Source organism: Pseudomonas sp. FR229a (assembly GCF_030209115.1).
Classification (GTDB): Bacteria; Pseudomonadota; Gammaproteobacteria; order Pseudomonadales; family Pseudomonadaceae; genus Aquipseudomonas; species Aquipseudomonas moraviensis_A.
Genome location: NZ_JARVSP010000005.1, coordinates 168,413 through 192,303 on the forward strand (window position 1 = coordinate 168,413; position 23,891 = coordinate 192,303).

Annotated in this window: 15 protein-coding genes; 9 read left to right on the top strand and 6 right to left on the bottom strand. The window is 61.9% G+C overall.

Features of this window, described 5'->3' with window-relative positions; genetic code table 11:
• The 5 genes from QRN33_RS04330 to QRN33_RS04350 all read left to right on the top strand — a co-directional run bounded on the left by QRN33_RS04330 (position 1) and on the right by QRN33_RS04350 (position 11,772).
• On the top strand, positions 1 to 1,368 hold the full coding sequence (locus QRN33_RS04330; RefSeq protein WP_042610046.1) for a TolC family outer membrane protein: 1,368 nt from the start codon (positions 1 to 3) through the stop codon (positions 1,366 to 1,368).
• 335 nt (positions 1,369 to 1,703) lie between these two features.
• Positions 1,704 to 4,655 carry an autotransporter serine peptidase EprS gene (gene eprS / locus QRN33_RS04335; RefSeq protein WP_285407318.1) on the top strand — a complete coding sequence of 984 codons (2,952 nt, stop codon included), beginning with the start codon at positions 1,704 to 1,706 and terminating at the stop codon, positions 4,653 to 4,655.
• A gap of 195 nt (positions 4,656 to 4,850) precedes the next feature.
• Positions 4,851 to 7,928, top strand: coding sequence for an autotransporter serine protease (locus tag QRN33_RS04340; protein WP_285407320.1), 3,078 nt, complete (start codon positions 4,851 to 4,853; stop codon positions 7,926 to 7,928).
• 58 nt (positions 7,929 to 7,986) lie between these two features.
• A complete protein-coding gene (locus QRN33_RS04345) occupies positions 7,987 to 9,675 on the top strand; it encodes a polyurethane esterase (RefSeq protein WP_285407322.1) in 1,689 nt (562 codons plus the stop codon).
• 243 nt (positions 9,676 to 9,918) lie between these two features.
• Positions 9,919 to 11,772, top strand: a complete 1,854-nt coding sequence (locus tag QRN33_RS04350; RefSeq protein ID WP_285407355.1) for a polyurethane esterase — start codon at positions 9,919 to 9,921, stop codon at positions 11,770 to 11,772.
• 118 nt (positions 11,773 to 11,890) lie between these two features.
• On the opposite strand, the gene QRN33_RS04355 is transcribed toward QRN33_RS04350, so the two are convergent.
• Positions 11,891 to 12,115, bottom strand: a complete 225-nt coding sequence (locus tag QRN33_RS04355) for a YgdI/YgdR family lipoprotein (RefSeq protein WP_042610041.1) — start codon at positions 12,113 to 12,115, stop codon at positions 11,891 to 11,893.
• 196 nt (positions 12,116 to 12,311) lie between these two features.
• Here QRN33_RS04355 and QRN33_RS04360 point away from each other — a divergent pair, with 196 nt between their 5' ends.
• The 4 genes from QRN33_RS04360 (at position 12,312) to QRN33_RS04375 (ending at position 18,816) form a co-directional block, all read left to right on the top strand.
• A complete protein-coding gene (locus QRN33_RS04360; RefSeq protein WP_285407323.1) occupies positions 12,312 to 13,964 on the top strand; it encodes a VRR-NUC domain-containing protein in 1,653 nt (550 codons plus the stop codon).
• Positions 13,961 to 16,291, top strand: a complete 2,331-nt coding sequence (locus QRN33_RS04365; RefSeq protein WP_285407324.1) for an ATP-dependent DNA helicase — start codon at positions 13,961 to 13,963, stop codon at positions 16,289 to 16,291. The genes QRN33_RS04360 and QRN33_RS04365 overlap by 4 nt, the downstream gene beginning before the upstream one ends.
• Positions 16,284 to 18,203, top strand: coding sequence for a hybrid sensor histidine kinase/response regulator (locus tag QRN33_RS04370; RefSeq protein WP_285407326.1), 1,920 nt, complete (start codon positions 16,284 to 16,286; stop codon positions 18,201 to 18,203). Before QRN33_RS04365 ends, QRN33_RS04370 begins: the two co-directional genes overlap by 8 nt.
• Before the next feature lie 79 nt (positions 18,204 to 18,282).
• The gene (locus tag QRN33_RS04375) at positions 18,283 to 18,816 is read left to right on the top strand and encodes a hypothetical protein (RefSeq protein WP_042610038.1); all 534 of its coding nucleotides are present in this window, start codon (positions 18,283 to 18,285) and stop codon (positions 18,814 to 18,816) included.
• A gap of 232 nt (positions 18,817 to 19,048) precedes the next feature.
• Here the strand turns inward: QRN33_RS04375 and QRN33_RS04380 are convergent, their stop codons facing one another.
• From QRN33_RS04380 to QRN33_RS04400, 5 genes are all read right to left on the bottom strand, one after another.
• Positions 19,049 to 19,507 (bottom strand): hypothetical protein, encoded by a 459-nt coding sequence (locus QRN33_RS04380; protein ID WP_285407329.1) that lies wholly within the window; start codon positions 19,505 to 19,507, stop codon positions 19,049 to 19,051.
• 18 nt (positions 19,508 to 19,525) lie between these two features.
• Entirely contained in the window at positions 19,526 to 20,869 is a 1,344-nt protein-coding gene (locus QRN33_RS04385) for a cation:proton antiporter (protein ID WP_285407332.1), read from the bottom strand.
• A gap of 42 nt (positions 20,870 to 20,911) precedes the next feature.
• The gene (locus tag QRN33_RS04390) at positions 20,912 to 21,523 is read right to left on the bottom strand and encodes a Yip1 family protein (RefSeq protein WP_042610035.1); all 612 of its coding nucleotides are present in this window, start codon (positions 21,521 to 21,523) and stop codon (positions 20,912 to 20,914) included.
• Between the two features lie 87 nt (positions 21,524 to 21,610).
• Positions 21,611 to 22,468: a glucose 1-dehydrogenase gene (locus QRN33_RS04395; RefSeq protein ID WP_042610034.1), complete on the bottom strand. Its 858-nt coding sequence runs from the start codon at positions 22,466 to 22,468 to the stop codon at positions 21,611 to 21,613.
• 208 nt (positions 22,469 to 22,676) lie between these two features.
• Entirely contained in the window at positions 22,677 to 23,831 is a 1,155-nt protein-coding gene (locus tag QRN33_RS04400) for a MalY/PatB family protein (RefSeq protein WP_285407333.1), read from the bottom strand.
• Positions 23,832 to 23,891 lie beyond the last annotated feature (60 nt).

Genomic DNA, 23,891 nt, shown 5'->3' on the forward strand with positions numbered 1-23,891 from the left:
ATGTTCGGCTGTATGAATAAGCTTTCAATGCTGGCAGCAGTCATGTTGCTGGCCAGTCACTCGGCAGTCGCGGCCATGGGGCCGTTCGAGATCTACGAACAGGCGTTGCGTAACGACCCGGTGTTCCTTGGCGCGATCAAGGAGCGCGATGCCGGCCTGGAAAACCGCGCCATCGGCCGCGCCGGGCTGCTGCCTCGGATCGGCTACACCTACAACAAGGGGCGCAACTCTTCGAAGGCTACGTCCCTTGATGATCGTGCACGCAACCGCACCGACGAGCGCAACTACAGCAGTTACGGTTCGGCGCTGACCGTGCAACAACCGCTGCTCGATTACGAGGCTTACGCGGCGTATCGCAAGGGTGTCGCCCAGTCGCTGTTCGCCGACGAAGCGTTTCGCGGCAAGAGTCAGGAGCTGTTGGTGCGAGTGCTGGATAACTACACCAAAGCCCTGTTTGCCCAAGATCAGATCGACATCGCCCAGGCGAAGAAGAAGGCCTACGAGCAACAGTTCCAGCAGAACGAACACATGTTCAAGCAGGGCGAGGGCACCCGCACCGATATTCTCGAAGCCGAGTCGCGTTATGAATTGGCAACTGCCGAGGAGATCGAAGCGCGCAACGAGCAGGATGCTGCCTTGCGCGAACTGGGGGCGCTGGTCGGCGTGCCAGCGGTGGACATCGGCGACCTGGCCCCGCTCGGTCAGCAGTTTCAGACCTTCACGCTGCAACCGGCCAACTTCGACACCTGGCATGAACTGGCGATCAGCAACAACCCGAACCTGGCTTCGCAACGCCAGGCTGTCGAGGTGGCGCGCTATGAAGTCGAGCGCAACCGCGCCGGGCATCTGCCGAAGGTGAGCGCCTACGCCTCGATGCGCGACAACGAGTCGGAGAGCGGCAATACCTATAACCAGCGCTACGAAACCAACACCATCGGCCTGGAAGTCAGCGTGCCGCTGTACGCCGGGGGCGGGGTATCGGCTTCGACCCGTCAAGCCAGCCGCACCATGGAACAGGCCGAATACGAACTGGATGGCAAGACCCGCGAGACCTTGATCGAACTGCGCCGACAATTCAGCGCCTGTCTGTCGGGCGTGAACAAATTGCGCGCTTATCAGAAGGCCTTGAAGTCGGCGGAAGCGCTGGTGGTGTCGACCAGACAAAGCATTCTGGGTGGCGAACGGACCAATCTCGACGCATTGAACGCCGAGCAGCAACTGTTCACCACCCGCCGGGATCTGGCCCAGGCGCGTTACGACTACCTGATGGCCTGGACCAAATTGCATTACTACGCCGGCACCCTGAACGAGCAGGATCTGGCCCGGGTGGATGAGGCATTTGTGGTTGCGCAACAGCCCTCACCCTAACCCTCTCCCAGAGGGAGAGGGGACCGATCCGGGGAGATTGAAAAGATACACCGACTTGAACGAGCGGCACTGAATCCATAGTCGGCTATTTTTTCAGGTCGAGGATGACTGAAGACAACACAAATCAGCTCCCTCTCCTCGGGGAGAGGGCTGGGGTGAGGGGAGCGACCGAGTTGCCTGCGATAGCTGCATCGACATGAACGACCGCGTCGAACTCAGGTTTTGACATCAACACAAATCGGCTCCCTCTCCCTGGGGAGAGGGCTGGGGTGAGGGGAAACAGGCGACACCGCAGTCAGCCTTGTACAAAAAAACAAAAAACGAGAGTGATGAACATGGACGTACGCATCAAGCCGATCTCGGTCGGCACGCTGTTGCTTGTGATTTCTGCAAACCAGGTTCAGGCCCAATACCTGGAATCCGGCCAGCCCGGTGATCCGGCCAGTTGGCGCAGCGCCGAGTTTCTGCGTGACTGGGGTCTGGAGCGCATGCAGGCCGATCAAGCCTACGCCGCCGGCATCACCGGCAAGGGCGTAAAAATCGGCGCGCTCGATTCCGGTTTCGATGCCGCCCACCCCGAATTCTCCGCCGACCGTTATCACCCGGTAACCGCCAGCGGCAGCTACGTCGATGGCTCAGTGTTCAACGTCGACGGCACGCTCAACCCGAACAACGACTCCCACGGCACCCACGTGGTCGGCACCATGGGCGCGTCGCGTGACGGCAGCGGCATGCATGGCGTGGCGTATAACGCGCAAATCTACGTCGGCAATACCAACAAGAACGACAGTTTCCTCTTCGGCCCCGGCCCCGATCCGCGCTATTTCAAAGCGGTCTACGACAGCCTGGCCGACGCCGGCGTGCGGGCGATCAACAACAGCTGGGGCAGTCAGCCGCCGGATGTCAGCTACCGCACGCTGGCGGATCTGCACGCCGCCTACGCGCAACACTGGAACAAGGGCACGTGGCTCGACGCCGCTGCCGATGTGTCGCGGCGCGGCGTGATCAATGTGTTCAGCGCTGGAAACAGCGGCTACCCGAATGCCAGCGTGCGCTCAGCGCTGCCGTACTTTCAGCCCGATCTGGAAGGCCACTGGCTAGCGGTGTCCGGGCTCGATCAGAGCAATCAGCAGAAGTACAACCAGTGCGGCATCGCCAAATACTGGTGCATCACCACACCGGGGGCGAAGATCGACAGCACCATTCCCGGTGGCGGTTACGGGATCAAGTCCGGCACCTCGATGGCCGCACCGCACGCGACCGGTGCCCTGGCGCTGGTGATGGAACGCTATCCGTACATGAACAACCAGCAGGCGCTGGAAGTGCTGCTGACCACCGCCACCCAGCTCGATGGCTCGGTCACCGACGCACCGAACGAGCGCGTCGGCTGGGGCGTCGCCAACCTCAACCGGGCCATGCGCGGGCCGGGGCAATTGCTCGGCGCGTTCGATGCCAATCTGGAGGCAGGGCAGCGCGATGTCTGGAGCAATGACATCTCCGACAAGGCGCTGATCCAGCGTCAGAGCGAAGACCTCGCCGAGCACAGCGCCTGGCAGCAAACCCTGCAGGATAAAGGCTGGCAGAACGGCGTTGCGGCCGGCGCCAGCCAGCAGGATCAGACCGATTACGCGGTCGGCATGCTCCGCGATGCAGCAGCGGCGAACCGGGTGTATCAGGGCAGCCTGATCAAGTCCGGCGCCGGTCAATTGCTGCTCAGCGGCGCAAACACCTACCGTGGCCCGACCACCGTAAACGGCGGGCTGCTCACCGTGAACGGTTCGCTGACCTCAGCGGTCACCGTCAACGACAGCGGGACCCTCGGCGGCTCCGGACGCATTGCCGCGTTGACCGCCAACCGCGGCGGCCGGGTCGCGCCGGGCAATTCCATTGGCACCTTGAACGTCGCCGGTGATGTGACATTCGCACCGGGCTCGACTTACGCCGTAGAGCTATCGCCAAGCAGCAGCGACCGTATCGTTGCTGGCGGCACGGCAACCGTCAGCGGCGCCAGCGTCAGTCTCGCGCTGGAAGATAGCCCGACACTGCTCAGCAGCGCCGAAGCGCAAAGCCTGCTCGGTCGCCAGTACAACATCCTGCAAGCGGCCGGCGGCGTTCAGGGGCAGTTCGCTTCGGTAGTACCGAACTACCTGTTCATCGGCGGTGCCCTCGATTACGCCGCAAGCGGCATTCAGTTGAACATCGAACGCAACGCGACCAGCTTCGCCAGCGTCGGGCAAACGCCCAACCAGCGTTCGGTGGCGGCGGCCGTCGAAGCTTTGGGCGCCGGTAATTCCGTCTACGAAAGTGTGTTGCGTGCACCCACCCAAGCCTCGGCGCAGCAAGCCTTTCAACAGCTGAGCGGCGAGATTTATCCGGCGCTCGGCACGATGCTGATCAATGACAGCCGCCAGTTGCGTGATGCAGTCGGCGAGCGCCTGCGCGATGAGTCCGCGACCCGCGGCAACGGCTGGATCAAAGCCCTTGGCGCGTGGGGCAGCACCGATTCGGGCCACGACACCGCAGGCTACAACACCTCGATCGGCGGCCTGCTGGCCGGTGTCGACGGCGCGCTCGACGAGCAGACCCGAATCGGTCTGGTCACCGGCTACAGCGACAGTTCGCTGAGCATGGGCTCGGGCACGCATTCCTCGGCGAAAGTCGACAGCTATCACCTCGGCGCTTACGCCGGCCACGACCTCGGCCCGTGGCGCTTGAGCACCGGCGCGGCGTATAGCTGGCATCGCGGCGATGTGAAGCGCGATCTGCAATACGACGAAGTCAGCGCCAAGCAGAAAGCCAAGCTTGATGCGACCACCACCCAGGTCTTCGGCGAGACAGCGTATCGCTTGCAGCTGCAACCGTTGGCGCTGGAACCGTTCGCCAACCTGACTTACCTGCATCTGGACACCGAAGGCTTCACCGAAAAGGGCGATGCCGCTGCGCTGAAAAGCTCGGGCGATCAGCGCGATGTGGTGCTGAGCACTCTGGGCGTACGGGCGAGCAAAACCTTCAACCTTTCGACTCAGCAAGCGCTGGACGTCAGCGCTCGTCTCGGCTGGCAGCACAGCCTCAGCGATATCGATTCCGAGCAACATGTGCGCTTTGCCAATGGCGGCACGCCGTACGCGGTGGAGAGCTCGGCGCTGGTACGCGATGCGGCGCTGGTCGGCGTGCAGGCCAGTCTGGCGTTGAGCAAGGACGTGCGGGTCAACCTCGATTACAACGGCCAACTGGCCAGCCGCGAGCAGTTGCATGGCGTTGGGCTGAGCCTGAACTGGCAGTTCTGACCGAGCGCTTTCCTGTGGCGAGGGAGCTTGCTCCCGCTGGGGCGCGAAGCGGCCCCGCCTTGCGTCAGGTAGATCGCGGTGACTGATTTTACGGCTGCTGCGCAGCCGAGCGGGAGCAAGCTCCCTCGCCACAAATAGCGTGCACGGCAGCACAGACAACAGGATTTTTCGCAACATCACTAAGGAAGGTCGTGGATGGATAACAACAATACCCCCGCGCAATCGGGTGGCCGCTTTGCCCTGAAAACCCTGACAGTCGCAATGCTCTGTGCCAGTGCGATGGCGCAGGCAGCGCCTTACGTGGAAAACGGCCGCAACGGCGATCCGTCGAGTTGGCGCAGCAATGAATTCAAGGCTGACTGGGGCCTGGGCGCGATCGGCGCGGATTACGCTTACGCCGCTGGCTATACCGGCAAAGGCGTGAAACTGGGGATCTTCGATCAGCCGGTGTACGCCGCGCATCCGGAGTTCTCCGGTAGCAACAAAGTGGTGACCCTGGTCACCAGCGGTATCCGCGAATACACCGACCCGTACATTCCGGTGAAGGCCGGCGATGCGTTCCTGTATGACGGTTCACCCTCGGTCGGCTCCAACGGCAAACTCGGCGCCCACGGCACTCACGTTGGCGGCATCGCGGCGGGCAGTCGCGACGGCGGGGTGATGCATGGCGTCGCGTTCGGCGCGCAGATCATCAGCGCCGACAACGGCGACCCGGGGCCGGAGGACGGCATCGTTCGCGGCAACGATGGTGCGGTGTACAAGGCCGGTTGGGATGCGCTGATCGCCAGCGGGGCGCGGATCATCAACAACAGCTGGGGCATCGGCATCACCGACCGCTTCGACCTCGGCGGCCGCGATCCGGCGTACCCGCACTTCACCGTCAACGACGCGCAATTGCAATTCAACGAAATCCGCACCTTGCTCGGCACCAAACCGGGCGGCGCCTACGACGGTGCGATTGCCGCCGCACGCAGCGGCATCGTCACCATTTTCGCCGCCGGCAACGACTACAACCTCAACAACCCGGATGCCATCGCCGGCCTAGGTTATTTCGTCCCGGACATCGCGCCGAACTGGATCACCGTCGCCGCGTTGCAGCAGAACCCGGACGCGGCCAGCGCCAACCCCTACGTGATCAGCACGTTCTCCTCGCGTTGCGGCTACACGGCGAGTTACTGCGTCTCGGCGCCGGGCACGAAGATCTACAGCTCGATCATCGAAGGCACCAACGCCGGCAACCTGACCACCAGCTACGCCAACTACAACGGCACGTCGATGGCGGCACCGCACGTCGCCGGTTCCATCGCGGTGCTGATGGAGCGCTTTCCGTACATGAGCGGCGACCAGGTCGCCAGCGTGTTGCGCACTACGGCGACCGACCTCGGCGCGCCGGGCATCGACGCCTTGTACGGTTGGGGCATGATCAATCTGCGCAAAGCCATCGACGGCCCGGCGATGTTCGTGACCGAGCAGGATATTCCCGAGGAATTCCGGGTGCAGGGCGCTTACGGCTCCGGCCAGTTTGTAGCTGACTTGCCGGGCATCGGCGCGATCATCGATCAGGGCAAACCGACCGAGCGCGTGTGCAGCGACATCACTTGCGGCCTCGACACCTGGCGCAACGACATCGGTGGCCATGGCGGTCTGACCAAGCAAGGCATCGGCACCCTGGTGCTGACCGGCAACAACACTTACAGCGGCCCGACCCAGGTCAATCAGGGGCGACTGGCGATCAATGGCTCGCTGCAATCGGCGGTCACGGTGAATGATGGCGGTGTTCTCGGCGGCAACGGCCGCATCGGCGCACTGGCGGTAAATAGCGGCGGTACGGTGGCACCGGGCAATTCCATCGGCACTCTGAATGTGGCCGGTGACGTGACCTTCGCGCCGGGTTCGACCTACGCCGTAGAGCTGTCGCCAACCAGCAGCGACCAGATCGTTGCGAGCGGCAAAGCGGTCGTCGAAGGCGCCACGGTGAGCCTGTCACTGGAAAACAGCCCGACCTTGCTCAGCACCGGCGAAGTGCAAAGCCTGCTCGGCACCCGTTACAACATCCTGCAAGCAGCGGGTGGCATTGAAGGGCGCTTCGGTCAGGTCTTGCCGAATTACGCCTTCCTCGGCGGCACCCTCGATTACTCGGCGGGCGGCATTCAACTGGCGGTCGGGCGGAATGAGGCATCGTTTGCCAGCGTCGGTCTGACGCCCAACCAGCGCGCCGTCGGTACCGCCGCCGAGCGTCTGGGCGCAGGCAATGCGCTGTTCGAAACCCTGTTGCTGTCGCCAAACGCGGCGTCGGCGCAGCAGGCTTTTCAACAGTTGTCCGGCGAGATTCACCCGGCCATCGGCACGCTGCTGATCAACGACAGCCGTTACCTGCGCGAAGCGGTCGGCGAGCGTCTGCGTGAGCGTGATCTGTTCAATGCCGATGCGCCGACGGATGATCGCAGTAACGTCTGGGTCAAGGTCCTCGGATCGTGGGGCGAGAGTGATGGCGGACATGAGAATGCCGATTCCAACAGCTCCATCGGTGGGCTGCTGGCCGGTGTCGACGGTCTGATTACTGAAGATACCCGTCTCGGTTTCGTCACCGGTTACAGCGACAGTTCGTTGAGCATGGGCAGCGGCACGCATTCCTCGGCGTCGGTCGACAGCTACCACTTGGGCGCGTATCTGGGCCATGAAATCGACGCGTTGCGCCTGACCGTCGGCGGCGCCTACAGCTGGCATCGCATCGATGTGAAACGTGATCTGCAGTTCGGCGACGTCAGCGGCAAACAGAAAACCAAGCGAGACGCGACCACCGCGCAACTGTTCACCGAGGCCGCCTACGATCTGGGCCTGCAACCGATGAACCTCGAGCCGTTCGCCAATCTGTCCTACGTCCACCTCAACACCGACAGTTTCACCGAGAAGGGTGACGCTGCTGCGCTCAAGGGTGGTGAAGACAACCGCGACGTGGTGCTGTCGACCCTCGGCGTGCGTGCCAAGCGCAGCTTTGCCCTGTCGGACCAGCATCAACTGGAGCTGGGCGCGAGCCTCGGCTGGCAGCACAACCTGAGCAGCGTCGATGCCGACAGCCACCTGGCCTTCGCCAACGGCAACAGCGCGTTCACCGTGCAGAGCGTGTCGATGGATCGCGATGCCGCCGTAGTCGGTGTACGTGCCGGTCTGGCGCTCAATCGCGACGTGCGGGTCAACCTCGATTACAACGGCCTGATCGGTTCCAACGAGAAGGATCACGGCGTTGGTCTGACCCTCGACTGGCAGTTCTGAGGCGTAACCGGCAGCGCTTCACGGGCTGCCGGTTTTTCACGAAAAGGGAGCGCTGCATATGGGACTGTTCGATTACAAAAATGCCGACGGCAAAGGCTTGTACAGCGACGCCATCGCACTGACGCTGTATGCCTACACGCCCACCGGCAAACCGTTGCCCGCCACCGCGTGGGCGCCGGTCACTGCGACGGCGCTGGGCTATCAGGGCAAGGTCGGCGCGCAAGGTACGTTTTTCGGTGAAAAGGACGGTTTCACCAGCGCTGAAGCCGAAGTGCTCGGCAAATACGACGCCGCTGGCAAACTGATCGGCCTCGGCATTGCCTTTCGCGGCACCGGCGGGCTCGGTTACAGCGACACCTTCGGCGATCTGAAAAACAATCTGCTGGCAGCGGTCGGGCCATCGGATTATGCGAGCAACTACGCGAAAAACGCCTTCGACAAACTGCTTGAGGCCGTCGCCGCTTTCGCGGTTGGCAACGGCATTGCCGCCAGGGACGTGCTGATCAGCGGCCACAGCCTCGGTGGCCTTGGGGTCAACAGCGTCGCCGAGTTGAGCGCGGACAACTGGGGTGGCTTCTACCAGGACGCCAATTACATTGCGTTCGCCTCGCCGACCCAGAGCAGCGTCGGCAGCCAGGTGCTCAATATCGGTTTCGAGAACGATCCGGTGTTCCGCGTGCTCGACGGCACCACGTTCAGCGCGGTGTCGATGGGCAAGCACGACAAGCCGCACGAATCGACCACCGATAACCTCGTCAACTTCACCGACAACTACGCCTCCACGGCGCAGAACCTGGTGCCGTTCAGCATCGTCAACCCGCTGAACTGGTCGGCGCACAGTTCGCTGGGCTATGCCGATGGCTTGAATCGAGTGATCGATTCGGCGTTCTACAACCTGACCGAGCGAGACTCGACGATCATCGTCGCCAATCTTGAAGAAGCGTCGCGGGGCAAGACCTGGGTCGAGGACCTGGGCCGCAGCGGCGAGCCGCACACCGGCAGCACTTTCATCATTGGCTCGCAGAGCGGCGACTGGCTCAAGGGCGGGGCGGGCAACGATTTTCTGGAAGGGTTGGGCGGCGATGACCGTTTCCGCGATGACGGCGGCTACAACGTGATTTTGGGCGGGCAAGGCCACAACACTTTCGATCTGCAGAAACCGCTGCAGAACTTCAGCTTCGCCAACGACGGCGACGGCACGCTGTACGTGCGCGACGCCTATGGCGGCATCAGCCTGACCCGCGACATCGGCGCGCTGGTCAGCAAGGAGGCGGGTTCATGGTGGGGCAGCAAGGAGCTCACTTGGGGCGTCACCGCCAAGGGCTTGAGCAACGGCAGCGAACTGACCCGGTACAACCATTCGCTCAGCGGTGATGGCTATGGCAATGCGCTGCACGCCACGGCGGACGGCGACTGGCTGTTCGGCCTCGGTGGCGATGACCAACTGATCAGCGACAAGGCGCAGGTGACCTTCGTTGGCGGCGCCGGCAACGACGTGATGACGGCGGTGGGTGGCAACAACACCTTCCTGTTCAGCGGCGCGTTCGGTTTTGATGCGATCAATGGTTATCAGGGCAGCGACAAATTGCTGTTCATGGGCGTCGAGGGCGCGGGGCAGGGCTATGACTACAAGCAGCATGCCGCGCAGTCCGGCGCCGACACCGTGCTGAAGATTGGCGATTTTGCCGTGACGCTGATTGGCGTGGGCGTGGCTAACCTGTCTGATTCGAGCTTCGTCTTCACCTGATTCCCAATAGGTGGGCGATCCTGAATTGGAAGCGGTTTTGCTGACGAAACGCATTCAACTGTAGGAGTGAGCCTGCTCGCGATAGCGGTGTTTCAGATAAAAATTTCTCAACTGGCACACCGCTATCGCGAGCAGGCTCACTCCTACAAAGGGAAATGTGCGAAATGTGATGAATGCTCCGGAGCCCTGCGCTCTGGCTGTGAGCTATCTCTGACAATTCCAACAACAAGAGAGGCAATGGCAATGGGTGTATACGACTACAAGAACCTCACGACGGCCGATTCCAAGGCACTGTTCAGCGATGCCATGGCGATCACGCTGTATTCCTATCACAACCTCGATAATGGTTTCGCCGCCGGCTACCAGCACAACGGCTTCGGCCTCGGCCTGCCGGCGACGCTGGTCAGCGCGCTGATTGGCGGCACCGACTCGCAAGGGGTGATCCCCGGTATCCCGTGGAATCCGGACTCGGAAAAACTCGCCCTCGAGGCCGTGCAAAAGGCCGGCTGGACGCCAATCAGCGCCGCGCAGTTGGGCTACGACGGCAAGACCGATGCACGCGGAACGTTCTTCGGCGAGAAGGCCGGCTATACCAGCGCGCAGGTGGAAATCCTCGGCAAATACGACGCCCAGGGGCATCTCACCGAACTGGGCATTGCCTTTCGTGGCACCAGCGGCCCGCGGGAGATCCTCATTGGCGATTCGATTGGCGACGTGATCAGCGATCTGCTCGCAGCGTTCGGCCCGGCCGATTACGCGAAAAACTACGTCGGCGAAGCTTTCGGCAACCTGCTCAACGATGTCGTCGCATTCGCCCGGGCCAACGGCCTCAGCGGCAAGGACGTGCTAGTCAGCGGCCATAGCCTCGGCGGCCTGGCAGTTAACAGCATGGCCGACTTGAGTGGCGGCAAGTGGGGCGGTTTTTTCGCCGATTCCAACTACATCGCCTACGCCTCGCCGACCCAGAGCAGCGGCGACAAGGTGCTGAATATCGGCTACGAAAACGACCCGGTGTTTCGCGCCCTCGACGGTTCGACCTTCAGCAGTGCTTCGCTGGGCGTGCACGACGCGCCGCACGTATCGACCACCGACAACATCGTCAGCTTCAACGACCACTACGCCTCGAGCGCGTGGAACGTGCTGCCGTATTCGATCCTGAACATTCCGACGTGGATTTCGCACCTCCCGACCGGTTATGGCGACGGCATGACCCGCGTGCTGGAATCGAAGTTCTACGACCTGACCAGCCGCGACTCGACGATCATCGTCGCCAACCTGTCCGACCCGGCCCGGGCCAACACGTGGGTGCAAGACCTCAACCGCAACGCCGAAACCCACAAGGGCAGCACCTTCATCATCGGCAGTGACGGCAACGACCTGATCCAGGGCGGCAGCGGCAATGACTACCTTGAAGGGCGCGCCGGCAATGACAGCTTCCGCGACAGCGGTGGCTACAACATCATTCTGGGCGGGCAGGGTAGCAACACGCTCGACTTGCAGCAGACGGTGAAGAACTTTGACTTCGCCAATGACGGCGCCGGCAACCTGTACATCCGCGACGCCAACGGCGCAATCAGCATCACCCGCGACATTGGCAGCATCGTGACCAAGGAGCCGGGCTTTCTCTGGGGCGTTTTCAAGGATGACGTGGTGCACAGTGCCACTGCCACGGGGTTGAAAGTCGGCAGCAACCTCACCGCTTATGAATCGAGCGTAAAAGGCTCGGCCGGCGCTGACACGCTAAAGGCGCACGCTGGCGGCGACTGGCTGTTCGGGCTTGAGGGCAATGATCATTTGCTCGGCGGCGCGGGCAACGATGTGTTTGTCGGCGGAGCTGGCAATGATCTGCTGGAATCGGGCGGCGGGGCGGATACGTTTCTGTTCCACGGTGCATTCGGCCAGGATCGTGTGGTGGGCTATACGGCCAACGACAAACTGGTGTTTCTTGGCGTGCAGGGTCTGTTGCCGGGGGAAGATTTCCGCGCGCATGCGTCGACGGTCGGGCAGGATACCGTGCTGACGTTTGGGGCGGATTCGGTGACGTTGGTGGGGGTGGCGCTGGGCAGTCTGAGCGCTGACGGGGTTGTTATTGCCTGATGTTGGTGCGGGGCCTGTGCCGGCCCCTTCGCGAGCAGGCTCGCTCCTACAGGGGATTTGTGGACTACGCACATCCAGTGTGGGAGCGAGCCTGCTCGCGAAAAACGATCGGCGTGTATCAATCTTCCTTGCGAACGGTCGCTACTTCATCAGCGCGAACCTTGACCTTGGCTCCGGAAATATCCTCGAATTCGTAGAAGCCGTCTTCGGTCTTGGTCTTGGGCATGTCCTCGGTCAGGTATTGGGTGCCGTTCTGCAGCGTCACCACGGTCTGGGTCGAACAGCCGCCCAGCGCCAACAGGGCTGCAACCGCTACAGGAATGCCCAGCATCTTGATTTTCATACCCACCTCTGACTCCTTGCTTGAATGTGATTGCGGGCATTGTCGGCCCTCTAACGCGGTTGGTGCCAGCATCGGCGGAAAAGTTCGATCACAGCGCGAAAAAAACGCCATTGATCTTTTTCCGTTTGCGCCGGAGACGGCTGAGCTGGTATCTGTACGCATAACCAGTGTTCGCTTGCCGTGGCTTTGAATTCCCGTGACCTCCAACCCTCTCGACGATCCGTTCTATTACCTCAACAACTTCCGGCAAGTGCTTGATTGGCTTGGACTTCGTTACGCCGATGTGATGAGCGCACGCGAACACGGCTTCATCCGCGACTTCAACACGCTGCCGCAAGCTTCGCAGGGATTGCTGGTGCGCATGGTCATGCGCAAGGGCATTCATTTTCGCGCGAGCAAACTCAACTATGTGGAAATCGGCGATATCGCTGAGGCGGCGCAGCCATTGCTCGGCCACGGCTGGCTCGACGAACGCGCGGCGCTGACCCTCGCAGAACTGTTCGATGTTTTGCTCAAGGCCGAGCTGCTGCAGGCATTCGGCGCCTTCATAGAACAGCCGAAAGGGCGCAAGGATGAATGGCTGCCCTTGCTGGCTGACCAGTTCACCGAAGCGCAAACCCTGCGCGCCTGGGCCCCGCAACTGGCGGATCGCCTGTTCAGCCTGACCCTGATGGATCTTTGCGATCGCCTGCGGCTGATGTTCTTCGGCAATCTGTATCAGGACTGGTCGGAATTCGTGCTGGCCGACCTTGGCATCTTCACCTATGAAAAAGTCGAGTTCTGCGCTGATTCCCGAGGCCTGCGCAGTCGCGAAGACGTCGACGCCTGCCTGTTCCTGCATCAGTGCCAACTGCGTTTCGAGGCGGGTGAGCCGCTGGAGGAGATCGTCGAACAGATCAACGCCGTGCACTTCGACAACCCGTGGCTGCGCCGCCGGCAAGCCAAGGCGTTGTTCCAGATCGGCCAGTATGGCGAGCGCATCGGCGACTTCGGCCTGGCCCTGAGCGTTTACCGCGACTGCGCCTATCCGGGCGCACGACTGCGGATGATCCGCGTGCTCGAACGCTGCGGCGAATATGCGCTGGCGCTGGAGCTCGGCACGCTGGCCGAACAGGCGCCGCAGAGTGCCGCCGAGCAGCAGGGCTTGCAACGCATCGTCCCGCGTCTGCGGCGCAAACTCGGTGGCCCGCCGCTCAAGCGAGCCAAGGCCAGAGCGGTCGAGCGCCTGGACTTGCACTTGCCACGCGTCGATCCGGCGCGGTCGGTGGAATTCCATGTGCAAGCGCACTTGCATGCCGATGATGGCCCGGTGCATTACGTCGAGAACAGCCTGATCAACTCGCTGTTCGGCCTGTTGTGCTGGCCGGCGATCTTCGCGCCGTTGCCGGGAGCCTTCTTCCACCCGTTCCAGCGCGGCCCGGTCGATCTGCTCAGCGAAGATTTCCTCGAGCGCCGCGCCGAACTGTTTCAGGCGTGTCTGGGCGAGCTCGACGACGGCCGCTACGCCGAGACGATCCGTCAGCGCTTTGTCGACAAATGGGGGATCCAGTCGCCGTTCGTGTTCTGGGGCGCGCTCAATGAAGCACTGCTTGAACAGGCGCTGGCCTGCTTTCCCGCTGACCACCTCAAGCACTGGTTCAAGCGCCTGCTGCTCGACATCAAGGCCAACCGCGCCGGCATGCCGGACCTGATCCAGTTCTGGCCGCAGCACAAGACCTATCGGATGATCGAAGTCAAAGGCCCCGGCGACCGCTTGCAGGACAATCAACTACGCTGGCTGGAGTTCTGCCACGAGCACCAGATGCCGGTGGCCGTGTGTTACGTGCAATGGGCGGAGCAGAGCGCTTGAGTTACAGCGTCGCCGTCCGCGCCCTCTGCGAGTTCACCGCCAAGACCGGCGATCTCGACCTGCGCTTCACCCCCTCGCCGACGGCGCTGGAAGGCATCGTCGGCCATCGCACCGTGGCTTCGCGGCGCAGCGAGCAGTACCAGAACGAAGTGGCGCTGCAAGGCGAGTTCGGCAAATTGCGGGTCAAGGGCAGGGCGGACGGCTACGACCCGGCGCAAAACTGCCTGGAGGAAGTGAAAACCTACCGCGGCGACCTGAGCAAGCAACCGGCCAATCATCGCCAGCTGCACTGGGCGCAGGCGAAGGTCTACGGCTGGTTGATGTGCGAGAAACTGCAACTGGAGCAGATCAAACTGGCGCTGGTGTATTTCGACATCGTCAGCGAAAAGGAAACCTGCCTGGTCGAAGCCCACAGCGCCGAAGCGTTGAAGAGGTTTTTCGCGCAGCAGTGCGCTTTGTTTTTGCAATGGGCCGAGCAGGAAATGGCCCACCGCGAAGCGCGCAATCTGGCCGCGCAGCAACTGGCGTTCCCGCACGCGGATTTTCGTCCTGGCCAGCGACATCTGGCCGAGTCGGTGTTCAAAGCCGTCAGCACCGGGCGCTGCCTGATGGCCCAGGCGCCGACGGGCATTGGCAAAACCCTCGGCACGCTGTTTCCGATGCTCAAGGCGCTGGCGCCGCAGCAGTTGGACAAGGTGTTCTTTCTCACCGCCAAGACCCCGGGGCGCAAACTGGCGCTGGATGCCAGTCAGGTGTTGTTCAGACAAACACCTGATTTGCCATTGCGGGTGATGGAAATGGTCGCCCGCGACAAGGCCTGCGAACACCCGGACAAAGCCTGTCATGGCGAATCCTGTCCGTTGGCCCAAGGTTTTTATGATCGCTTGCCGGCCGCCCGCGAAGCCGCCAGCCAGATCAACCTGCTGGATCAGGCAGCGATGCGTGAAGTCGCCGGACAGCACAGCGTGTGTCCTTATTATCTGAGCCAGGAAATGGCCCGCTGGGCGGACGTCGTGGTTGCCGACTACAACTATTACTTCGATTTCAGTGCGCTGCTGTTCGGTCTCGCCCAGCTCAATCAGTGGAAAGTCGCGGTGCTCGCCGACGAGGCCCACAACCTCGTCGAGCGTGGCCGGCAGATGTACAGCGCCAGTCTCGACCAGTTCACCCTCGCCAGCGTGCGCAAAACCGCGCCGGCAGCGCTGAAGAATTCCCTGCAACGGGTCAACCGCGAATGGAACGCGCTGCATGCGCCGCAACTGGCGGCGTATCAAGCCTACGACAAAGCCCCGGACAAACTCCTGCAAGCCATTTCCCTGTGCTGCGCGGCCATCGGCGATTACCTCAACGAGCATCCGCAAGGCCTCGACAGCGGTTTGCAGAACTTCTATTTCGATCTGCTGCAATTCGCCCGGGTCGCCGAGCTGTACGACGAGCATTACCTGTTCGATATCAGCAAACGCGACCTCGACCGCAAGCGTCCGCTGTCGCAACTGTGCTTGCGCAACGTAGTGCCGGCGGCGTTCATCGGCCCGCGCCTGACTGCGGCGCGCAGCAGCGTGCTGTTCTCGGCCACGCTGAGCCCGCGCAACTATTACGCTGACCTGCTCGGCACGCCCGCCGGCACGGTGTGCATCGACGTCGAATCGCCGTTCAGTGCCGAGCAGTTGCAGGTGCACATCGTCAGCCAGATCTCCACCCGTTTTAACCATCGCCAGGCCTCGCTGGAACCGATTGTCGAGTTGATCGCCCGCCAGTTCAGCGAGCGCCCGGGCAACTATCTGGCGTTCTTCAGCAGTTTCGATTACCTGCAACAGGTGGCGACATTATTGGCTGAGCGCCACCCGCAGATCACTCAGTGGCTGCAGTCGCGGGGCATGGCCGAGGGCGCGCGGCAGGCGTTTCTCGACCAGTTCAGCGCCGACAGCCAGGGCGTCGGGTTTGCGGTGCTGGGCGGGGCGTTCGGCGAGGGCATCGATCTGCCCGGCGCGCGGCTGATCGGTGCGTTCATCGCCACGCTGGGACTGGCGCAGCTCAACCCGGTCAACGAGCAGATGAAGCGGCGCATGGCCGCCATTTTTGGCGCCGGTTACGACTACACCTATCTGTACCCGGGGATGCAGAAAGTCGTACAGGCCGCCGGACGGGTGATCCGCACCCGCGAGGATCGCGGCACGGTGATGCTCATCGACGATCGCTTTGCCGAAAGCCGCATCAAGCAGTTGTTGCCGCGCTGGTGGGTGATCAAAAGCGAGCCGGCACTTTTCAAATCGGCGGATTCACGCATACTTCAGCCCATGACAGTGGCTGGTGAGTGTGATGAGTGAGAACAACAGAACCGCAGCGATCGACGACAGCCGTTTCCGGCTGCTGATCGACGCGGTTGTCGACTACGCGATCTACATGATCGATCCCGACGGTACCATCACCAGTTGGAACTCCGGCGCCAAGCGTTTCAAGGGTTACGAAGAAGCGGAAATCATCGGCGAACACTTTTCGCGCTTCTATACCCCTGAAGACCGTGCCAACGGCATGCCGCAACGGGCGCTGGACACCGCGATCCGTGAAGGACGCTTCGAAGGCGAGGGCTGGCGCGTGCGCAAGGACGGCACGCATTTCTGGTCGCACGTGGTGATCGACCCGATCATCGACCCCAGCGGCAAATTGCTCGGGTTCGCCAAGATCACCCGCGACCTCACCGACCTTAAAATGGCCGAAGAGACCCTCAAGCGAAGCGAACAGCAGTTCCGCCTGCTGGTGCAGGGCGTCACCGACTATGCGATCTATATGCTCAGTCCTGAAGGTTGCGTCAGCAACTGGAACCAGGGCGCGCAACGCATCAAGGGTTACCTGCCGGAAGAAATCATCGGCCAGCATTTTTCGATTTTCTACACCCCCGAAGACCGCGAACTCGGCGAGCCCCAGCGTTCATTGGCAATTGCCACCCGCGAGGGCCGGTTCGAGAACCGCAGCTGGCGGATGCGCAAGGATGGCACGCGCTTTCTCGCTCACGTGGTGGTCGATGCGATTCGCGGCGACACCGGCACGCTGCTCGGCTTTGCCAAGATCACCCGCGATGTGACCGAGGCGCACGAAGCGCAGCAGGCCCTGGAAAAGACCCGCGAGGCGTTGTTCCAGGCGCAGAAGATGCAGGCGATCGGCCAACTCAGCGGCGGTATCGCCCATGACTTCAACAACCTGCTGACGGTGATTCTCGGCAACCTCGAGATCGTGCAGAAGCGCATCGGCGACGCGCCGAAAATCGCTCGACTACTGGAGAATGCCACTCAAGGCGCCTTGCGCGGAGTCTCGCTGACCCAGCGCATGCTGGCCTTTGCCCGTCGCCAGGAACTGAAAACCGAATCGGTGGATATCCCGCACTTGGTGCGAGGCATCACCGGGCTGCTGCGCAGCTCGCTGGGGCCGGGGATTCGTATCGAAACGCGCTTCCCTGCAGATCTTCAGCCCGTGCTGGCCGACAGCAATCAGCTGGAACTGGCGATTCTCAATCTGGCGACCAATGCCCGCGACGCCATGCCCGGTGGCGGCACGGTGGTCATCCAGGCGCAGGCGGAAGTGGTGCTTGAGCAAACTCATTCGACTTTAGCGGCGGGCCGTTACGTCTGCCTGAGCCTGATCGACAGCGGCGAAGGCATGGACGAAGCCACGTTGGCCTGCGCCCGTGACCCGTTCTTCACCACCAAGGGTTTGGGTAAGGGCACCGGGCTGGGCTTGTCGATGGTGCATGGCTTTATCGAGCAGTTGGGCGGGCGCTTTATTCTCAAGAGCGAGAAGGGCCGGGGCACCTCCGCCGAGCTGTGGATTCCGGTGGCGCTTGAGCGTCCAGTCAGCCGACCGGTCTATAGCAACGCGGCGCCCATTGCGGTGCCAAGGCTCAGTGTGCTGGTGGTCGACGACGACTCACTGGTGCTGACCAGCACCAGCCTGCTCCTCGAAGACCTCGGCCATCGCGTCATCGGTGCGACCTCCGGTGCCAAGGCGCTGGCGATGTTCGATCAAGGCGAGGTGATCGATCTGGTGATCACCGACATGGCCATGCCGCACATGAGCGGCGCGCAACTGGCCCACGCGTTGCGCCTGCTAAAGCCGGATCTGCCGATCATTCTCGCCACCGGTTACGCCGAACGCCTGGAAGGTTTCGCCGCCGAACTGCCGCGCCTGCCGAAACCGTTTACCCAGTTGAATCTGGTGCAGATCATCGCCCAGTCGATGAAGTGACGCGCTGGTCGATCCGGCTGAACTAGTCTGGACGCGTGCCTTTCCAAAAGATCTTGTTCACTTTTGGAGGGCACGTCTCTTGCCTCGCATATTGACCCAGCCAAGCGCTGTTGAAGAAGCCTTGGCCGAACACGACGCCAAGATGTTTGGCTCACCCAAGGAGCGGCTGGATTTCTATCGCCGGGAAATCCAGTACGAAACCAGCATCCTCGCCAACCGCACCGACGCCTACCTGGCAGCGCAGTCGTTTCTGGTAATTGCCTTCGCCTCGTGCATGGCCAACCTCAATCCGGAGTGGGGCAAGATGTTCACCCTCGTCGTGCCGCCGTTTCTGGCACTGCTTGGCGTGCTCAGTTCACTGAATGCCTGGCCGGGGATTCGCGCGGCGTACGACATCATCGATCACTGGCACTTCAAGCAGAGCCAGTTGCTGCACAGCGAGCCGGTGATGGGCGCGGCGTATGACGAATCGCCGCTGTTCAGTGAAATGGAATCGAGCCACAAGGGCTATCGCAAGTCGCTGCTGTTCTCGGTGCGCACGCCTTGGATCTTTGCGACGTTCTGGGTGATGTTGGGGGTGTATGCGGTGTTTATTCAGGTGACCAATCCTTGAGGTGGGTTGGTCGGGGGCAGGGGACAGGTGCTGGATTTTGTGGTGTCTGTGAGATCTTACCCCCTCACCCCAGCCCTCTCCCCCAGGGGCCGAGGGGGAAAGGGAGCCGATTTTCACGCTTTTCAAAACTTGTAGTCGACTCGATTTTTCAGGTCGATGAATAACGAAAGAACACCCCGGTCAGTCCCCTCTCCCTCCGGAGAGGGCTAGGGTGAGGGGCTTTTGACTTTTATCACGCCGTTTCCAGCTCACGCCGCGCAGTAACAGCATTCTGCACCGCCGCCGGAATCGGCGGGAAATCCTCGTTCAGCACACACAGATGATCAATCGCATCTTCAAATTTCGCGTCGGCTTTCTTGCGCAGTGCCCGGTATTGCTCAAAGCGTTCGAAGTCCATCGGCGTCTGCTCCAGCAGCGCGTTGGCCGCTCGGTTCAGTTCGTGGGCTTCTTCGAACAGTTGACGATTGCGTTCCAGAGCCAGTGCTCTGCAAGCCTTGATTTGCGCAGGAGTCGAGCATTCGTTCATGACTGTAACCTTGTTTGTGTCGGGGTTCCGTTGACAGGCTATGCACCGCAGGGGAACCGAACCTGCCGGGCCGCGCTGGATGATTGGCGCGGTTAAAGTTGTGACCCTTGGGGCGCGCTCGGCGATCCATTTTTTTGCAGAAAAATCTTCGATGATTTCCGGCAAACCGCAGCGCCGGAAGAATCAGCTTTTTCGTTGCTTCAAGCTTTCATACCGCGCCAGCATCGGCTGTGTACTGATGCCATGCAGCAGGATGCTCAAGGCCACCACCGACAGGGTGAGGTCGGTGCAGACCTTGGCCACGTCGGAATCCAGTCCATGGTTCAGCGCGAAGAACAGATAAAACAAGCTGCCGATGCCACGTATGCCGAACCAGCCGATCAACAAACGCTGCGGCCCGCTGAGCAGCTTGCCCCACGGCATCAGCGCCACGCTCAACGGACGGATCAGGCAAAACAGCACGGCGCCGATCCACAGCGCCCGCCAGTCCCAGTGGGCAATCAGCACGACGCCGAGCAAGGTCACCAGAAACACCTCCATCGCCCGCTCGACCAGACTGCCAAAAGCGAGCATGTCGCCCATCATGATCCCCGCCGCGACCTGGCTGTCTTCCAGCTGTTCGGTGTCGCCATGCACAGCGTTCTCCGGTTCGACGTTCTGATGGCCGACCACCGGCTGCACCAGATGTTCGGCCGGTACTTCGGTAATGCCGGTGGATTTCACTTCTTCCTGACGCAAGCCGAGGCCGGCGGCAAACACTGCAAGGAAGCCGTAGCCGCCAATGGCGTCGGCGACCACGTAGGACAGCGCGATCAGCGCGAGGGTCAGGTAATCGTTGGGGCCGAGAGTGCTGTCCTCGTTGTGGATGCGTAGTGACAGCGCGATGCGGCCGATGCCGCGGCCCATCCAGTAACCGGTGAGCAGACCCGCCGGCACCGCCCACAACAGACTGCGGATCACCCAGTGCTGCCACTCGCCGGCGCTGCCGTCACCATGCAGCAACAGCAAGCCGAGAATCACGAAAGGGAAGGCCACGCCATCGTTGAGACCCGCCTCACCGGACAGGCCGAAACGCACGCTGTCGACGTCCTGCGCATCGTTGACCTGCACCAGCGCCGCGAGCACCGGGTCGGTCGGCGCCAGCATCGCGCCGATCAGCAGCGAAGGTCCCCATGCCAATTGCAGGCCCCAGTGCAGCAACACGCAGACGCCGATGATCGTCAGGATCATCACCGGACCCGCCAGGCCGAACGCAATGCGCCAGGTTTTGTTGGTCAGGGGCAAACGCAGCTTCAGCCCGCAGACGAACAAGGAAAAGAGCACCGCGACTTCCGTCAGGTGCTCCATCCACAACGACGATTCTTCCAGCGACAGTTTCAGCAGGTCGAGACCGCTCGGACCGATGGCGATGCCCAGCAACAGGCACACCGCTGAGGTGGTGACCGGCATCCAGCGCAACCACGACGACGTCAGGGCCAGCATCAGCAGCACGGCGCCGAGCACCGCAACCCATACGCCGAAACTCATGACCGCTCACTGCAATGAATGTTCAAGGACAGGCGCACCGGGTCAGCTCACGGTCGTGCGCAGGTACTCGGGGATGAGCACGTTGAACCACAACAGGATCATCGACACCAGCATGGTCACCAGCACCAGCAGGCCAACGCCCCACACGCACGCCGAATACAACAGGCCCTGTTCCTTGCGCTCATGCATGAACGTCGGCAGGCCGACGAACAGCAGGAATGTCGAATAGATCGACGCCGCGCCGAGCACCAGAATCGCCAGCCAGCGACTCGGATACAGCCCGGCAATCCCGGCGATGAAAAATGGCGTCACTGTGTAGGCGGCAAAACCGATGCATTGATTCAGCGTCGGGCGCGCATCGAATGACCGCGACATCCAGCGAATGAAGCCGCCCATGATCGCCACGCCGGCAACAATCGTTACGTACAGCAGCACGCTCAATTGCAGGGCGCTGGCCGTGCTCAGGCGCACGTTTTCACCCACGGCGAGGCTCCAGCCGACATAGGTCGTGCCGATGAACAGACACACGGCCGGTATCAACGCGAGCAACAGCAAATGGGCGAGGTAATGGCGGGGATGGGTTTCTTCTTCGCGGCGGATATCGGTCCAGGCGAAGTTGGGTTGGGTGAAGAGTCTGACGAGGGGGGCGGACATGACAACCTCCTGTTCCTGATGGCCCGTAGGCGCTTACAGGTATGGAGGGATGTCATGCCGCTCGGGTTCAGTTTTTCTGCTGCACGGTTACAGCATCGGTTTGCCGCCGGTCACGCCATAGCGCTGGCCGGTGATGTAGCTGGCTTCGTCAGAGGCCAGCAGCACGTAGATCGGTGCGACTTCCACTGGTTGGCCAGGACGGCCGAGCGGGGTGCTGCCGCCGAAGTTCTGCACTTCTTCATCGGGCATGGTCGAGACGATCAGCGGTGTCCAGATCGGGCCGGGTGCGACGCTGTTGACGCGAATTTCCTTCGGCCCGAGCATCTGCGCCAGGCCGCCGGTGAAGTTGGCGATAGCGCCTTTAGTGGTGGCATAGGCCAGCAGGGTCGGCTTGGGCATGTCTGAGTTGACCGAGCTGGTGTTGATGATCGACGAGCCGGGACGCATGTGTTTGATCGCCGCCTGGCAGATCCTGAACATGGCAGTGATGTTGACGTCGAAGGTCATCACCCATTCGTCATCGGGGATTTCTTCGAAGTTCTCGTGGGTCATCTGGAATGCGGCGTTGTTGACCAATATGTCGATGCGGCCGAAGCGCTCGACGGTCTGGTCGACCAGCGCCTGGCATTGAGCCTTCTCGGCAATGTCGCCCGGCAGCAGGATGCACTGACGCCCGGCCTGTTCGACCCAGCGTGCGGTTTCCTTGGCGTCCTCGTGTTCATTCAAGTACGCCACGGCGACGTCGGCACCTTCACGGGCAAAAGCAATCGCCACCGCGCGACCAATGCCGCTGTCGGCACCAGTGATCAGCGCGATCTTGCCGGCGAGGCGGCCGGAACCGACGTAGCTTTGCTCACCGCAGTCTGGATACGGTTCCATTTTGCGTTGCGAGCCGGGTACCGGTTGGGCTTGTTTCGGGAAGGGTGGTTTTGGATAGTCAGTCATCGCAGGGTCTCCTGATTTCAAGGCCAGTGTTCCGGGTTGACCCGGCGGGTTTGCCTTGAGTTCGATCGGATTTGCGCTGGATTTCTGCTGAACACCGGTCCCCTTGTAGGAGTGAGCCTGCTCGCGATAGCGGTCTGTCAGCCAGGAATAGGTGACTGACAAACCGCTATCGCGAGCAGGCTCGCTCCCACAGGGGATCTGTTTGAGCTCAGATATTGCGGTTTGTCAGCGCCCGCTCCATCCGCGCAATCCCTTCTTCGAGCAACGCCCGCGGGCAGCCGAAATTCAAGCGTACGAACTGCTGATGGGCGTCGCCAAAATCCAGTCCGGCGCTGAGCCCGACCTTGCCCTGTTCAAGGAAGAACCGCTGCGGATCCCGCAGCTCCAGCGCCGTGCAATCGAGCCACGCCAGATAGGTGCCCTGTGGCACATTGATGGTCACGCCCGGCAGGCGCGTGCGCACGGCGTCTACCAGCCAGTCGCGGTTGGCCTGCAGGTAGGTTTTCATTTCAGCGAGCCACGGCCCGGCTTCGCTGTAGGCGACACGGGTGGCTTCCATGCCCAGCGGATTGACGCTGTCGACCATGCCGCAGCGCGCGTGGTTAACGCGTTCGCGCAGGGCGGCGTCCTGAATGATCATGAACGAGGTCTTGAGACCGGCGATGTTGTACGCCTTGCTCGCCGACATCAGGGTGATCGTGCGTTTGGAAATTTCCGGACTCAGCGACGCGGCAGGAATGTGTACGCGGCCGTCGAAGCACAGTTCGGCGTGGATTTCGTCGGAGATGATCCACGCGTTCTGCGCTGCACAAATGTCCGCCACTGCCTGCAACTCTGCGCGGTCGAAGACCTTGCCGATCGGGTTGTGCGGGTTGCTCAGCAGCAGGGCGCCACCGCCCTCGAGCGCCTCACGCAAAGATTCCAGCGGCGTGGCGTAAGTGCCATCGGCTTGGGCGTCGAATTCCAGCTCGACCTTGTTCAGACCCCAATGGCCCGGCGCATGGCGCAGCGGCGGATAGTTGGGCGTTTGCACGACGACATTCTGCTGTGCCTGCACCAGAGCCTTGAGCGCCATGTTGAAGCCCGACTCCACGCCCGGCAGGAAAATCAGTTCCTGCGGTTTGACCCGCCATGCGTACTTGTTCCAGAGGTCGGCGACGATGGCTTCACGCAGGTTGTCCTGCGCCACGCTGTACCCGAGCAGTGGGTGCAGCAGGCGCTGCTGCAAGGCTTCGATGATGACCGGTGGCGCGGCGAAATCCATATCAGCGACCCACATCGGCAACACATCGGCCGGGTAGCGGCTCCACTTGGTGCTGCCGGTGTGGTGGCGGTCGAACAGCTGATCAAAATCGAAAGTCATGCGCGGTCTCGTCAAGGCGGGATTGGTCCTGGCGGACATTCTATGCGCAACGCCATCTAT

Coding starts and splice junctions, on each gene's coding strand:
- QRN33_RS04330 (WP_042610046.1), top strand. CDS start 1: ATGTTCGGCTGTATGAATAAGCTTTCAATGCTGGCAGCAGTCATGTTG.
- eprS (WP_285407318.1), top strand. CDS start 1,704: ATGGACGTACGCATCAAGCCGATCTCGGTCGGCACGCTGTTGCTTGTG.
- QRN33_RS04340 (WP_285407320.1), top strand. CDS start 4,851: ATGGATAACAACAATACCCCCGCGCAATCGGGTGGCCGCTTTGCCCTG.
- QRN33_RS04345 (WP_285407322.1), top strand. CDS start 7,987: ATGGGACTGTTCGATTACAAAAATGCCGACGGCAAAGGCTTGTACAGC.
- QRN33_RS04350 (WP_285407355.1), top strand. CDS start 9,919: ATGGGTGTATACGACTACAAGAACCTCACGACGGCCGATTCCAAGGCA.
- QRN33_RS04355 (WP_042610041.1), bottom strand. CDS start 12,115: ATGAAAATCAAGATGCTGGGCATTCCTGTAGCGGTTGCAGCCCTGTTG.
- QRN33_RS04370 (WP_285407326.1), top strand. CDS start 16,284: ATGAGTGAGAACAACAGAACCGCAGCGATCGACGACAGCCGTTTCCGG.
- QRN33_RS04385 (WP_285407332.1), bottom strand. CDS start 20,869: ATGAGTTTCGGCGTATGGGTTGCGGTGCTCGGCGCCGTGCTGCTGATG.
- QRN33_RS04390 (WP_042610035.1), bottom strand. CDS start 21,523: ATGTCCGCCCCCCTCGTCAGACTCTTCACCCAACCCAACTTCGCCTGG.
- QRN33_RS04395 (WP_042610034.1), bottom strand. CDS start 22,468: ATGACTGACTATCCAAAACCACCCTTCCCGAAACAAGCCCAACCGGTA.
- QRN33_RS04400 (WP_285407333.1), bottom strand. CDS start 23,831: ATGACTTTCGATTTTGATCAGCTGTTCGACCGCCACCACACCGGCAGC.